General features: G+C 67.8%; 13 protein-coding genes. 3 read left to right on the plus strand and 10 right to left on the minus strand.

The window, feature by feature from the left end; translation table 11 throughout:
* Positions 1–5: 5 nt before the first annotated feature.
* The 4 genes from HV766_RS04920 to HV766_RS04935 all read right to left on the minus strand — a co-directional run bounded on the left by HV766_RS04920 (position 6) and on the right by HV766_RS04935 (position 4,938).
* Positions 6–923: a GAF domain-containing DNA-binding protein gene (locus HV766_RS04920; protein ID WP_233564540.1), complete on the minus strand. Its 918-nt coding sequence runs from the start codon at positions 921–923 to the stop codon at positions 6–8.
* Positions 924–1,031: 108 nt separating this feature from the next.
* Positions 1,032–3,113, minus strand: a complete 2,082-nt coding sequence (locus HV766_RS04925; RefSeq protein WP_054451785.1) for a DUF8189 domain-containing protein — start codon at positions 3,111–3,113, stop codon at positions 1,032–1,034.
* A gap of 141 nt (positions 3,114–3,254) precedes the next feature.
* The gene (locus HV766_RS04930) at positions 3,255–3,992 is read right to left on the minus strand and encodes a hypothetical protein (RefSeq protein ID WP_175180686.1); all 738 of its coding nucleotides are present in this window, start codon (positions 3,990–3,992) and stop codon (positions 3,255–3,257) included.
* A 67-nt stretch (positions 3,993–4,059) separates the two neighbouring features.
* Positions 4,060–4,938, minus strand: coding sequence for a LysR substrate-binding domain-containing protein (locus tag HV766_RS04935; RefSeq protein WP_125471236.1), 879 nt, complete (start codon positions 4,936–4,938; stop codon positions 4,060–4,062).
* 110 nt (positions 4,939–5,048) lie between these two features.
* On the opposite strand from HV766_RS04935, the gene trpB reads away from it, so the two are divergent.
* Together trpB and trpA are read left to right on the plus strand one after the other, a co-directional pair.
* Complete coding sequence (gene trpB, locus HV766_RS04940; RefSeq protein ID WP_175180687.1) at positions 5,049–6,257, plus strand: tryptophan synthase subunit beta; 1,209 nt, start codon at positions 5,049–5,051, stop codon at positions 6,255–6,257.
* Positions 6,254–7,039 (plus strand): tryptophan synthase subunit alpha, encoded by a 786-nt coding sequence (gene trpA, locus HV766_RS04945; RefSeq protein WP_175180688.1) that lies wholly within the window; start codon positions 6,254–6,256, stop codon positions 7,037–7,039. Before trpB ends, trpA begins: the two co-directional genes overlap by 4 nt.
* A gap of 43 nt (positions 7,040–7,082) precedes the next feature.
* On the opposite strand, the gene HV766_RS04950 is transcribed toward trpA, so the two are convergent.
* Genes HV766_RS04950 through HV766_RS04970 form a run of 5 tightly spaced genes read right to left on the minus strand, consistent with a single transcriptional unit; the run spans position 7,083 to position 11,886 of the window.
* The gene (locus tag HV766_RS04950) at positions 7,083–8,351 is read right to left on the minus strand and encodes an NAD(P)/FAD-dependent oxidoreductase (protein ID WP_175180689.1); all 1,269 of its coding nucleotides are present in this window, start codon (positions 8,349–8,351) and stop codon (positions 7,083–7,085) included.
* 28 nt (positions 8,352–8,379) lie between these two features.
* A complete protein-coding gene (locus tag HV766_RS04955) occupies positions 8,380–9,678 on the minus strand; it encodes an NAD(P)/FAD-dependent oxidoreductase (protein ID WP_175180690.1) in 1,299 nt (432 codons plus the stop codon).
* A gap of 10 nt (positions 9,679–9,688) precedes the next feature.
* Positions 9,689–10,420 (minus strand): amino acid ABC transporter ATP-binding protein, encoded by a 732-nt coding sequence (locus HV766_RS04960; RefSeq protein ID WP_054451772.1) that lies wholly within the window; start codon positions 10,418–10,420, stop codon positions 9,689–9,691.
* Complete coding sequence (locus HV766_RS04965; protein ID WP_054451769.1) at positions 10,417–11,076, minus strand: amino acid ABC transporter permease; 660 nt, start codon at positions 11,074–11,076, stop codon at positions 10,417–10,419. The genes HV766_RS04960 and HV766_RS04965 overlap by 4 nt, the downstream gene beginning before the upstream one ends.
* A gap of 54 nt (positions 11,077–11,130) precedes the next feature.
* On the minus strand, positions 11,131–11,886 hold the full coding sequence (locus HV766_RS04970; protein WP_088159712.1) for a substrate-binding periplasmic protein: 756 nt from the start codon (positions 11,884–11,886) through the stop codon (positions 11,131–11,133).
* Between the two features lie 327 nt (positions 11,887–12,213).
* Between HV766_RS04970 and HV766_RS04975 the strand changes: the two genes are divergently transcribed.
* Positions 12,214–13,071 carry an IclR family transcriptional regulator gene (locus HV766_RS04975; RefSeq protein WP_054451768.1) on the plus strand — a complete coding sequence of 286 codons (858 nt, stop codon included), beginning with the start codon at positions 12,214–12,216 and terminating at the stop codon, positions 13,069–13,071.
* A 30-nt stretch (positions 13,072–13,101) separates the two neighbouring features.
* Here the strand turns inward: HV766_RS04975 and HV766_RS04980 are convergent, their stop codons facing one another.
* Positions 13,102–13,560: a hypothetical protein gene (locus tag HV766_RS04980; RefSeq protein ID WP_254593277.1), complete on the minus strand. Its 459-nt coding sequence runs from the start codon at positions 13,558–13,560 to the stop codon at positions 13,102–13,104.
* Positions 13,561–13,715 lie beyond the last annotated feature (155 nt).

Raw genomic sequence — 13,715 nt, forward strand, 5'->3', positions numbered from 1 at the left:
CGGGTTCAGATGCCCATGCGTTCGCGCAGCGGCTTGCGGTAGGAGCGCGACACCGGCCAGGTCTCGTCCACGGCCCGCATCCGGATCAGCCACTTGTCCACGCTGCGGCGGTCCACGTCCATGACATGCAACGCGTTCGCAATGGCGGTGCGGTGCACCCGGAAGAAGGTTTGTTCCGGCAGGAGGGTCGACCATATGCCCAGCGCGCGCGAGTCCAGCACCATCGACCCGTCTTCCAGCCAGATTTCGCTGTAGTTGCCCGCCGAGCGCACGCCTACGATGGTTTCAGGCTGCACGCCGCGGACCACGCCGCGCATGCTGAGATAGATCACCGATGTGGCGCTGTCGTAGCGCGGCGCGCGGCCGCGCTCGCGGCTGTTGCCGTATTTGGCCTGGCCTATCAGGTTGGCGCATTGGTAGAGGGCGCGGACTTCGGCGGCGGACCAGGCCCGGTGCCGCACGGTGGTGTCGAAGCCGATGATGCCGTAGAGCTTCCCGTCATGGAAAACCGGCACGCTCAGCACGCTCTTGTTGCCCTGGCGCTGGAATTCGACCTGGATGGCGCGCGCGGTGCGGGGCAGGTCGTTGACGTCGTGGATGGCGACCGCCTGGCCTTTGACCATGAATTTGTGCAGCCAGGCGATCAGCGTGGTCGGCACGTCCTGGAGTTCGGCGACGAAGGGTTCGGTCTTTCCGCGGCACCATTCATGGGTATTGCGCAGGCGCAGCATGTCCGGGCGGTACTCGATCATCCATGACCGGTCCACGTCCGAGGTCTCGCCCATGTAGGCCAGCTGTTCGGAGATCGCGTCGTCGGCGGGGAGCTTGAGCAGGCTCATCGCGCAGTGGTAGAGCCAGTCCGACGAGGGATCGGGTTCAAGCAGGGTGGCGGGGTGAGTCTGGTACTGGACTGCATCCTTCACTTGCGGTTCCCCCTGCGGCGACATGGCGCTTGGCGCGCTCGCGGGCCGGGCCCCGCGGCTAGGCTGGATTTTCCCTCTGGTAACGAGGGATGACAAGATCTGAAATCATCATCGCACCGTGGTCGGCGTCGCCGCCTGGGAGGCCTGCGTCGGCATGCGGCCCACGCTGAGCGTGCCGGGATCCTCTGCAGAGGGGCGCACCACCGCCGCCTTGTTGGCGTCGTTGGCGCCGAGCTTGGGCAGGTCGATGGGGCGCGCGGCCACGGTTTCGAAGGGGCCGCCACCGGCCGATGGCACGCCCTCCAGGGTCACGCCGCGGGTCCAGTTGCCATCGTGGCGCGACAGCACCTCGTAGCGCTGCGGGGCGCCGGTGGCGCGGGCGACGATGTAGAGCGTGCCATTGACCAGATTGAGCGCGGGCGGCGAGGCGGCCTGGGCGTCGAGCTTGGACGGCCTGCCGTGTTCCACCAGCCACAGCTGTCCGCCGGCGCGTTCCAGCACGGCAATCATGACGTTGCCGCCGGCGTCGGCGCTAATGGCCGGGCGGCCGATATAGGGCACGCCCATGTCGGTCGGCGCGCTCCATTCCATGTCGAGATCGGTGGTGTCGCCGGTCTCCATCAGGCGGGTCAGATGGTTGTTGCCGCGCTGGCGGAAATAGAGTTCGACGCGGTCCTGGTGATTGCGGATCGCTGCCAGGCCGCCGGCGGCCTGGGGCGCGGGCACGCGGCGCCAGTCCTGCCATTCGGGGAGCTGGCCTTTGGCGGCCGGCAGTTGGCGGGTGTAGTGGAGCTCGCCGGTCCCGGTGAGCGCGAAGATGATGTAGCGTCCGTCGCCGCCCAGCGCCGCAGCGGGGGCGCCGGTCACGCCCTCCAGCGGCGGCAGGTCCTGCCAGGCGCCCCAGCTGCCGTCGACGCCGGAGGGCGTGATCCAGTGCAGCAGGCCGTCGTAGCCCAGCGCCACGGCGGCGGCTTCGCCGCGCGGCGCAACCGCCGGGATCTGGGTCACGCGCAGGCCGCCCAAGGCCTGCCAGCCTTGCCAGGTGCCGTCGTGGCGCTGTTTGTTGGCCCACACGCCGCCCAGCGGGTCGCGCGCCATCAGGCCGGCCGTGCCGTCGGTATGGGTGTACGACACCAGCGGGCCGTTGGTGCGCCCGCCCAGGCTTTGCCAACGCCGCTGGTCCGCGTCCCAGCGGTTGACGGCGCCATTGGTTTCGCCGGCAGCGAACACCACCAGGCCGCCGCGCCCGTCCGGGTAGAGCTGCGGCGCGATGTCCTGGCGCGACACGTAATAGGCGCGCTGCACCCAGGCGGCCGCGGGGCCGGCGGGCTCCTTGCAGCCGGTGGGGCCGGCGCAATAGTGGTAGTCGTTCCAGGCGTAGTGCTGGAAGGTCAGCGACTTGCTGGCGATTTCGGCCTGAGTCAGGTTGGTGGCGCGCTCCTGGCTGGGGTAATCGACGTAGCCCATCTCGGCGTAGTTGCCGGGCGCGCGCAGCATGGCTTCGCGCGCCAGCCGCGCGCTGGCGATATGGTCGGGATGGCCATGGCCGGCGCAGCGCCAGCACAGCTGCGTGTAAGGCACGGCGATCGTATCGTCGAGATGGCGTACCGTGGTCGGCGCGTACTGGCGGATCAGGTCGGCCAGGGTGTCGATCAACTGTTCGCGCGTGTAGGACTCGGCATAGGGGCCGAGCGTGTCGACGTTCTGGCCGGGTACGGATTCAGTGCGGCTCAGCGGCGTCAGGCTGCCCCAGCCCTTGCCCAGCCAGGGATCCTTCAGGCGCATGTGCCAAAGCTGCACGCGCGGATTGCCCTTGAGGGTAAAGCGCGCGATGTGCCGTCCGCCCGCGATGCCGGCGTCTTCTTTCCATTCGTCCGGTTGATGCGCCATATAGGCATAGGCGGAGCGCACGCCGCGCTCGCGTCCCAGCATGTAGGTATCGCCTTCGCCGGCATCGCTTGCGGTCAGGTAGACCAGCCGCACGCAGCCGCCTGCCTGGATGTTGGAGGCGATGTCCGGGTTCATGAACAGCAGGTCGTCGTCCAGGTGGGCGACGAAAGCCATGTCCTTGATGCCATGGCATTGCGCCAGCGTCGGCGGAGCGGCGAACGCTTGGGCGGAGAGCAGAGTGGCGACGGTACAGAGTAGCGCCCGGCCAAGGGGGCGCAGCATGGCCAACAAGACGTGCATAACGGGGCGCAGCAGAAAAGGCGCGGCGCGTAAGGGGTATTGAGGTGGGACCAGTATAGCGGTGCGGGATGGCGGTAAATGGGGGCGGTACAGACGGCCCCGTCGCCCTCATTCCGGCATGGCGCGGCCGGTCCGCCCGCCCTAGCGGTTCGGCGCGGCCATGGCCTTATCGCCCTGGTACGGGCTGAGATCCAGCCTCGCCTGCTGGAAGCGCCGCACGATTGCCGGCAGTTGCTTGCTTTGGCTTGCGCCGTCGACGGCCTGGATGGCCTGGCGGCATGTTTCGATATCCTTCGGGCAGCCGTGGCCGGGCGCCAGCAGGCTGGCGTACACCGATATGTTGACGGCCAGCTGGGACACCTGGACGGCGGTCGGCTTGCCCAGGTAGAAGTCGTCCAGGTCGCGCTTGAGGCGGGCAGTCTCCTCTTTGCCGGCGAGCCCGCCGTCGCGGCAGTCCATGAAGGTGGGTGACTCGTCGATCCATTCCATGCGGCTGCATGCCAAGGCCAGGCGTGGAGCGGGCAGGAGGCCCGCCGGCAACTGGGCCCGGACAGTCGGCGATCCCGAGGTGGCGAACGACACTATCCGTCCGTTCGTGCGCTTGCCGGCATCGACCGGGCCGGCGATCAGCATGGTCACATCCAGCGACGCAGGAAAGCGCGCAGTCGGGCCGTTGGCATAAGCCCGGGACACGGTTTCGGCGGTCGCGGCGGGCAGGCCGAGCCTTGCGCCGATAAGGCTGTTGCCGCCTTGCAGGTAGGTGTCGAGCTCGTCGCGCAGCACGGCTTCCAGCACGGCCGCCTCGGTGGCGGAAAGACTGTAGGCGGCGCTGGCCAGCGTGGGGACCAGCAGGCCCAACATCGCGCAGAGCTTTTTCATGGATACGTTGCGGCAGTGTGGTTCGGCGCGCAAGGGTAACCGGTTTGCGCGCGCAGCGTGGAGGGCGTCAGTTCGCGCCGGCGCTGGCCAGCAGCCAGTCGCGCAGGCGTTCATGCGCGGCGTCGGCGCGGACCGCATCCTTGCGCAGGCACAGGCTGAAGGCCGCGCCGCTTTCGATGAAGCCCAGCGGCGCGGCCAGCCTGCCTCGGTGCAGTTCGGCCTCCACCAGCACCGCCGGCGCGATGGCCACGCCCAACCCGGCCGCGGCGGCCTCCAGCATGTGGCCCAGATGGTCGAACTCGCGCCCCGCTTGCCGTGGCGTCAGCGCGATGCCTTGGCGCGCCGCCCAATCCTTCCAGGCGTCGGGCCGCGAACTGGTGTGCAGCAGCGGCATATCCAGCACGTCGGCCGCATCGCGGATATGCGCGGCCAGGGTCGGGGTGCAGACCGGGCCTATGGTTTCGGCGAAGAGCGGGGTGACGCCCCATTCTTGCGGCCAGGCGCGCCCGGCCAGGATCAGCGCATCCACGCGCTGCGTGTTCAACAGGGCGGCATCTGCGGCTGTCTGCAGCCTGATGCGGATGTCCGGATGCAGGGCTTCGAATTGTTCAAGCCGCGGGATCAACCAGTTGGAAAGAAAGCTGGCGGGCGCACCCACCGCCAATTCGGCCGGCTGCGTGCCGCGCCTGAGTTCGTCGCAGCGGCGCTCCAGCAGGTCGAAGGCGTCATGCGCCGCGCGCTGCAGGTCCAGGCCCGCCGCGGTCAGGTGGACGCGCCCTGCGCGCCGCTCGAACAAGGCGCAGCCCAGCCATTCTTCCAGTTGCCGGATCTGCTGGCTGACTGCGCTATGGGTCACGCAGAGTTCCTTGGCGGCCAGCGTGAAACTCGCCTGGCGGGCCGCGCTGTCGAAGAATCGCAGGGCATTGAGGGATGGCAGACGTCTCATGGCTGTTAGCTGAACTTACATATATGGGAAATAAATCATTGATTCAAATAAGTATTTTGTGACGATAGCATAAGGAAAATCCTACTCATCCTGTCACGGAAAACCTATCCATGCCACTCGCCATCCATCCGGCCGCGCCCGACAGCCGAGGCCAATTCGGCCCCTACGGCGGCCGCTACATGCCCGAAACGCTGGTCCCCGCCCTGGACGAACTTGAACGCCAATTCAAGGCGGCGCTGGCGGACGAGGACTTCTGGCAGACCTACCGCGGCCTGCTGGCCGACTATGTGGGCCGGCCGAGCCCGCTGTTCCTGGCGCGCGGCGTTTCCGGGGAGCTGGGCGGCGCGCAGGTCTACCTCAAGCGCGAAGACCTCAACCACACCGGCGCGCACAAGATCAACAACTGCCTGGGGCAGATCCTGCTGGCGCGCCGCATGGGCAAGCGCCGCATCATTGCCGAAACCGGCGCGGGCCAGCATGGCGTGGCGACTGCCACCGTCTGCGCCCTGTTCGGCCTGCAGTGCGTGGTTTACATGGGCGCCGAAGACATGGAGCGCCAGTCCGTCAACGTGCGCCGCATGCGGATGCTGGGCGCCGAGGTGCGCGCGGTGCACGCCGGCACCGCCACCCTGAAGGACGCGATGAACGAGGCCTTGCGCGACTGGATCGCCCATCCCGCCGACACGTACTACCTGCTGGGCACCGGCGCCGGACCGCATCCTTATCCCTGGCTGGTGCGCGAGTTCCAGAAGGTGATCGGGGAGGAGACGCGCCAGCAGGTCGCGGCCAAGACCGGCCGCGTGCCCGACGCCATGGTGGCCTGCGTAGGCGGAGGCTCCAACGCGATGGGGTTTTTCTACCCCTTTCTGGAACTGGCCGACGTGCGTCTGTACGGCGTCGAAGCTGGCGGGCTGGGCCTGGCCAGCGGGGCGCATGCGGCCAGCATCAGCGCGGGCCACGAGGGCGTGCTGCACGGCTGCCGCAGCTATTACCTGCAGGACGAAGACGGCCAGATCGTCAACGCGCATTCGATATCGGCCGGCCTCGACTATCCGGGCGTCGGGCCCGAACACGCCTTGCTGCATGACCGCAAGCGCGTGGACTACGTGTCGGTCACGGATGCCGAGGCCGTGTCGGCCTTCCATTGGCTGACGCGCAAGGAAGGCATCCTGCCCGCGCTGGAAAGCGCGCATGCGCTGGCCTACGTACGCAAGCTGGCGCCGCGGATGGCGCCCCACGAGATTCTCGTCGTGTGCCTGAGCGGACGCGGCGACAAGGACATGGACACGGTGACTCAATTTGGCGAGGTGGCGGCATGACCCGGCTTGATCAAACCTTGGCGGAGCTGCGCCAATCTGGACGCAGTGGGCTGGTGACCTATTTTGCGGCGGGCGATCCCGATCCTGCCGCATGCCTGGAGCTGCTGCGCGGCTTGCGCGCGGCGGGCGCGGACGTGATCGAACTCGGCATGCCGTTCAGCGATCCGGTCGCGGACGGTCCCGTGCTGCAGCGGGCCAACGTGCGTGCGCTGGCCGGCGGCCAGACCCTGAAGCGCACGCTGACCCTGGTGCGCGATTTCCGCGCGGCGGACGAGCATACGCCCTTGGTGCTGATGGGCTATCTGAATCCCATCCTGCGGCATGGGGTTGAAGGCTTCATCGAGGACGCGGCCGCGGCGGGCGCGGACGGCCTGATCCTCATTGACCTGCCGCTCGAACATGCCGACGAGATCAGCCGCGCGGCGCGCGCGCATGGCCTGCATCTGATCCGGATGTCCGCGCCCACGTCCGAGGACGCGCGGCTGGCGGGCTTGCTGCGCGACGCCAGCGGGTTTGTCTATCACATCATGCTGGCCGGCACGACGGGTGCGGACTTGCCTGACGAGCGCCGCATCGCCCAGGATCTGGACCGGCTGCGCTCGCATACCAGGCTGCCGGTGGCTGCGGGCTTCGGCGTGCGTTCGCCTGATGAAGCCCGGCTCGTCGCGCGGCATGCCGATCTGGTGGTGGTCGGCTCGCGGCTTGCGCAAGTGCTGGCGGAGCAGGGCGTGGCGGGCGCGCTGGGCGAGGTGCGGGGGCTGGCGGCGGCGCTGCGGGGGTAGACGGCGCGTGCGCCGTCCTGAAAGGCCGGGCAGCGCGCATGCCTCAGGCGTACCGCTCCAGCCGGAACGGCCTGATATCGACGGGTGTTTCGTTCCCCTGGATAAGGGCGGCCAAGGTTTCACCCACCGCGGGACCGATGCCGAATCCGTGTCCGGAGAAGCCGGATGCCAAGTAAAGCCCCGGCACGGCGGCGACCGGCGCGATGACAGGCATGGCGTCCGGCGTCACGTCGATGTAGCCGCCCCAGGATTGCGCGATGCGGGCCTGCTGGAACACGGGGAAGGCGCGCAGCAGGCGCTCCCAGGCCTGGTCGATCCCGCGTTTGTAAGGCGCGGGATCGAGCACGCGGCAGCGCTCGTAAGGCGTTTCGCGGTCGGCCGGAAAGCGGCGCGGCGTCGCCAGTTCTTCGAAGAAGCGCTTGCTGAAGCGGATCCGGACCAGCGAGTTGTTGGCGATCCAGGCGCGCAGGAACTTGCCCATCAGGCGGAAACTGTCCGGCACCAGTTCGGCCAGCGAGGCCGAGAACTGCGAGACGGTATAGCCGCCGTCGGCGCGCTTGCGGCAGGTGAAGTCCTTGCCGTTGATTGCCAGCGAAACGCCGGCGTCGAAAGGTTCGGTGCGCAACACCGAACCGCGCACCTTCAACTGCGGAAAGTCCACGCCCAGATTGCCGCAGAACAGGCGCGACCAGCCGCCGGCGGCCACCAGCACCGCCTGCGCGCGCAGCGTACCGCGTTCGGTGATGACGGTGTCGGCGCGGCCAGCGCTGGTCTCCACGCCGCGCACGGCGCAGTTTTCGTATATCAGCGCGCCGGCCTGGCGAGCCAGCGCCGCGACGCCCTGCGTGGCGATCTGCGGCTCCGCCACGCCGTCGGCGGCGCTGTAGAGCGCGCCGGTCCAGGCGCGTGCGGAACTGGGCAGCAGGCGCAGGGCTGCTTCGCGGCCCAGCATGTCGGCCTCTACGCCATAGGCGCGCGCCTTGGCCAGCCAGCTTTCGTGCTCGGCGGCGTCCGTCTCGTTTTCTTGCAGGTAGACCAGCCCGTTGCGGCGGTAGCCGACTTCGACCTGGGCCTGGATCTCGCGCCAGAGCTGGTTGGCGCGCAGCGCCAGCGGCACTTCGGGCAGGTCGCGTCCCAAGGTGCGTACCCAGCCCCAGTTGCGCGAGGACTGCTCGCAGGCCAGCGTGCCTTTCTCGAACAGCGCGCAGCGCACGCCGCCGCGCGCCAGCGCGAGCGCCGTGCTCACGCCTATGATGCCGCCGCCGATGATGGCCACGTCCACCGTGGCAGGAAATTGCGTTTGTGTCGTCATGGCAAAGTGAAGGCGCCAGGGCAGGGGGTCAGGCGGGGTAGCCCAGCGCGTCGCGCAGGCGGTACCAGTTGATGGCCAGCGTGGCGCCGAATTGCCGCGCCGGGTAGAAGGGCATGCGCTCGATGGGCGTGACGGGGAAGTCGAGTTCACCTGCCGGCACGCCGCGGATGGCGTCGGTCAGCACGCGGCCCAGCGCCGTGCCCATGGCCACGCCGCGTCCGCAGTAGCCGTAGGCGGTCCAGATGCCCGGCGCCAGCCGATGCACGCGAGGCAGGTCGTCCATGGTCATGCCTACGCGGCAGGCCCAGCCGTGGCGCCACGCGGCGTCCGCCAACTGCGGGAAGCGCGCGACTGCGGCGCGGCGCAACTGTTCGCCAGTGGACGGATCCAGGCGCTCGGACGAGTGCCCGCGGCCGCCGATGACGAAGCGACCTTCCGGGTCGATGCGGCAGTAGTAGGTAATCTTGCGCGTCTCGGAGATGCCGGCGCGCAGCGGCAACAACTGCTCCTGCAGCGCTTGCGGCAGGGGATCGGTGGCGATCTGCGCGCTGGATACGTTGACGTACGACTGCGCGACGGCCGGCCACAGCCGGTCGGTGTAGGCGTCGGTCGCCAGGACGACGTGGCGCGCCTGGACCGCAAAGCCGTTGACGCTCAGCGTCGCGCCGCCGTCAGGCGTGGGCGCGATGGCGGACACCGGCGAGTGGTCGTGCATCGCCGCGCCTGCGTCCTGCGCCGCGCGCGCCAGTCCGCGCGCGAAGGCCAGCGGCTGCACCGCGCCCGCGCGCTTTTCGCGCAGGCCCGCGGGCCAGAACGAGGATCCGGTGGCTGCGCGCATCGCGTCGGCGTCCAGGTATTCGACGTCGCCGCCATGGGCGTTCAGCTCCCGCGCGCGGTTTTTGAGATAGCTGCCCGATGCCGCCGAGAACGCGCCCTGGATCCAGCCGTTGCGGGTGGGCGAGCAATCGATGCGCAGGCGTTCGGCCAGTTCGAAAAGGTAATCGGCATTGCCGTAGGCAAAGCGCATCATGCGCGTCGCCGTGTCCGCGCCGAAGCGGCGGATCAGCGCGGCAGGGCCGGGCTTGAAGCCCGGCACCACCTGGCCGCCGTTGCGTCCGGAGGCGCGGTGGGCCACTTCATGGGATTCGAACAGCGCCACCTTGTAGCCGGCCTCGGCCAGATGCAAGGCGGCCGACAGGCCGGTGAAGCCGCCGCCGACCACGGCGGCGTCGACATGCAGCGGACCGGCCAACGCCGGCGAGGCGGCGCGCGCAGGCGCGGTCGCGGCCCACAGCGTGGCTGCGGGCGAAAACAGATCGTTGTTCATGGTGCCGGAGCTACTGGGCGTGGGTGACGCGTTTGAGGAAATCACGCATGCGTTCGTTGCGGGGATTGGTCAGCACTTCGCGCGAGGGGCCCTGTTCGGCGATACGGCCGTTTTCCAGGAACAGAACGCGGTCAGAGACGTTGCGCGCGAAGTCCATTTCGTGCGTGACGATGACCATGGTCATGCCCTTCTCGGCCAGCGTGCGCATCACGGACAGCACCTCGCCCACGAGTTCCGGATCCAGCGCCGAGGTCGGCTCGTCGAACAGGATGGCCTCGGGTTCCATCGCCAGCGCACGGGCGATGGCCACGCGCTGCTGCTGGCCGCCGGAGAGCTGCTGCGGATAGTGGTTCATCTTCTCGGCCAGGCCGACCGACGCCAGGATCTCGCGGCCGCGCGCGGTGGCGGACTCGACGCTTTCGCCCTTGACGTGCACCGGGCCTTCGATGACGTTCTCCAGCGCGGTGCGGTGCGGGAACAGGTTGAAGCGCTGGAACACCATGGCCACGCGCTGGCGGATGTTCTGGATGTCCTTGCGGCGCGCGTCCACGGTGACGCCGTCTATCGTGATACGGCCGCCGTCGTAGCGCTCCAGGCCGTTGATGCAGCGCAGGAGCGTGGACTTGCCGGAGCCCGACGGCCCGATCAGGCAGACCACTTCGCCCTGCTGGATTTCGGCGTCGATGCCTTCCAGCACGCGGTGGGCGCCGAACGACTTGCTGAGGTTTTCGATCTTGATCATTGGCGGCGCCCCAGTCGGCGTTCAAGTTTGCCGATGAAGTACATCATGGGCAGGCTCATGGCCAGGTACATGAGGGCGACCAGCGTGAAGATGGTGGCGCTCTTGAAGGTGGAAGAGGCGATCAGCTTGCTCTGCATGGACAGCTCGACCACGGTGATGACCGCCGTTTGCGAGGAGTCCTTGAGCATCATGACCACGTTGTTGCCGTAAGGCGGCAGCGCGACCTTGAAGGCCTGCGGCAGCACCACGCGACGCATCAGCTTGGCGCGCGACATGCCCAGCGACTGGGCCGCTTCGAACTGGCCGGGATCGACCGCGTCGATGCCCGAGCGGAATACCTCCGACATGTACGAGGAGTACGCGATGCCCAGGCCTAGCGCGCCGGCCTGGAAGGCGGTCAGGCTGATACCGATTTCGGGCAGCACGAAGTACATGTAGAACAGCACGACGATGATGGGAACGCCGCGGATGATGTTGGTGAGGATGCGGCTGGCGTGCGACAGCGGCGCGACGCCGCTGACCCGCAGCAGAGCCCAGAACAGGCCGAGCGCCGTGGCAATGACCAGCGCCGCCGCAGTGATGGCGATGGTCGTCAGCACCCCCTGCATCAGCACCGGGAAGAACTCCGCGGCGTCACTGAAAAATGACTGGAACATCTTGGATACCTGTTAGGCGACGCGCCGCGGCGGATCGGGCCGCGGCGCTCGGGATCAGGGCGCGACGCCCCATTTCTTCATGATGGCGGCAAGCGTGCCGTCCTGGCGCAGCGCATCGATGGCCGCGTTGAGCTGCTTGACGCGTTCGGCGTCGCCCTTGCGCACGGCCAGTGCGATGTTGGTGGGCATGGCCGGCTGATAGCTCTCGACGTAGCGCACGTTGCGCACGCCCTGGGTGCGGACCTGGTAGGAAATCACCGGCCCGTCGCCGAAGGCCGCGTCCAGGCGTCCCAGCGCCACGTCGCGCACCAGGTCGGACATGGTTTCGTACATCTTGATTTCCTTGAGGCCGGGCGCAGCCTTCAACGGCTCGACGTAGAGCGTGCCGATCTGCACGCCGACGGTCTTGCCCTTCAGGTCGGCAATGCTCTTGTAATCGGTCTTGTCCTTCTCCGGCACGATCAGCGCCTCGCCGTACTCCACCACCAGCTGCGTGAAATCGACCACTTCGGCGCGCTGCGGCGTCTTGGCGAAGGCCGAGGCAATGATGTCGATCTTGTTGGTCTGCAGGGCCGGCACCAGCGAGGCAAACGGAATCGGCATCACTTCCGCCGTAAAGCCGGCCTGCTTGCCCACAGCGTGGGCGATGTCGATCATCACGCCCTGCAGGGTATTGGTCTTCGGGTCCAGGAAGTTGAACGGCACCGCGGTCGGCGTGGCGCCTACCTTGACGGTCTGGGCGTGCGCGCCCGACAGCGCGGCGGCGCACAGCGCCGTCGCCAACAACGTTTTCAACACTTTGTGCAGCATCGGAATCCCCTTGGAAGCTGGAATCGCGCGCCTGCACGGTGTACCGGACGTCCGATTTCGTCCTTGTCAGGTGCGCATTATCGTATCGAATAGCGATAAGCTTCTATCGCATGTAGATTTTATAATCCGGCCAAGGAAAGCCTGTCAATCAACTCCGGTTTTAGCTAAGCGCTTTTTATTTAAGGGTTTTCCCGAGATTATCTGATGCGAAAAAGGTAGAATGCATCAAAAGAACCGCGGCTTTTTCTTGCATTCATTTGAATTGGAATGCAATCTCTGCGTATCGAACACTAATAGACTGGGCGGCCTGCGCCGCCCAGCCCAGCCATGAATCCGGAAACCTCCACGCTGTACGTCCAATCGCTGGCCACGGGCATCGCCGTGCTCGATGCCTTCGATGCCGAACACACCTCCATGAGCCTGCCGGACATTGCCGCCGCAGCGGGCATCACCCGCAGCGCGGCGCAGCGCTTCGCGTTCACGCTGGAAGCGCTGGGGCTGCTCAACAAGGACCCTGTCAGCAAGCGCTATTCGCTGTCGTCCCGCACGCTGGACGCAGGTTGCCGCTACCTGGAATCGCATCCGCTGCTGGACCGCGCCAATCCCTTCCTGCTGGAACTCAATCGCAATGCCGGCGAAACCGTGAACCTGGCGGAGCCGGCCGGGCAGGACATGATCTACATCGGCCGCTTTCCCAGCCCCTTGCGGTTACTGGTGCACATGCCCGTGGGCCGGCGCATCCCGATGTACTGCTCCTCCACCGGGCGCGTGTACCTCGCCGGCATGAGCGACGAGCAAGCTTGCGAGGCCCTGGAGGCCAGCGAGCGCGTGAAGTACACGGCCAACACGCTGACCGGCCTGGATGAACTGATGGCGCAGATCCGCCTGTCGCGCGAGCAGGGTTACGCCTGCTGCAAAGAGGAGTACTACCGCGGGGATCTGGCGCTGGCGGTGCCGGTCTACGACCTGAACCAGCGAGTGGTGGCGGGCCTGCAGCTGTCCGTGTCGGCGGCCAAGTGGACGGTCAAGCGCGCGGTGTCGCGCTTCGTTCCGATGATGCTGGAAACGGCCAGGCAAATCTCCACGTCGCCACCCACGCCTCGCGCCTTGACGGCGTTCGGCGGCGGCGCTGCGCGCGACCTGCACGCCGAGCCGCCAGGGCGCGTCAGCGGACGCAAGCCGTGAGGCTGGCGGCCGCTCCAGGCAGTTGCGGCTTCAAGCCGTTTGCGGCGTCTTTGCGCCCGGCTCGCCGCGGCGACCAGGCTTGCCATACAGCAGGCGCGCGCACAGGAACGCGCTGAGCGCGCCGGGCGCCGCGCCGACGGTCAGGGGGAAGCCCAGCTCTTCCAGCCAGGGCCTGCCCTGGGAGATAAAACCCGTCAGGAAAACGAAGCCATAGACGGCGCCGACCAGCGCCATCGCGGCATAGGCGCGCCAGGACCGATGCGCCGGCCGCAACGCGCCGGCCACGATGCCGCACAGCAGGGCGGGCACGAAGCCGAAAATGTAAAACCAGGGCAGGGCGTAGACCAGCATGAGCAGGTTCTCGGGATCCCGGGTCACGGCCGTCAGCGCGATGATGACGCCTGCGCCGCCGATGGGCGGCGCGGCCACGCCGTAGAGTGCGCCGCCCGCGACCAGATCGCTGCCCAGGCGCCGGCCGGCAGTGCCCATTGTGTGTTGCCGCCTGCGGCGGTAAGCGATGGCGGCGAGAGCGCCTAGAAGCAGTATGCCGGCCGAGATATAGGGGGTCATCGCGTCATGCAGAATGTGGGCGGGAGTGGCATGGCCGGCTTGCCGCGGGAAAGCGGCAAGCCGGCGCAACAGGC

The sequence above is a fragment of the Achromobacter aegrifaciens genome, assembly GCF_902859735.1.
Lineage (GTDB): Bacteria > Pseudomonadota > Gammaproteobacteria > Burkholderiales > Burkholderiaceae_B > Achromobacter > Achromobacter aegrifaciens.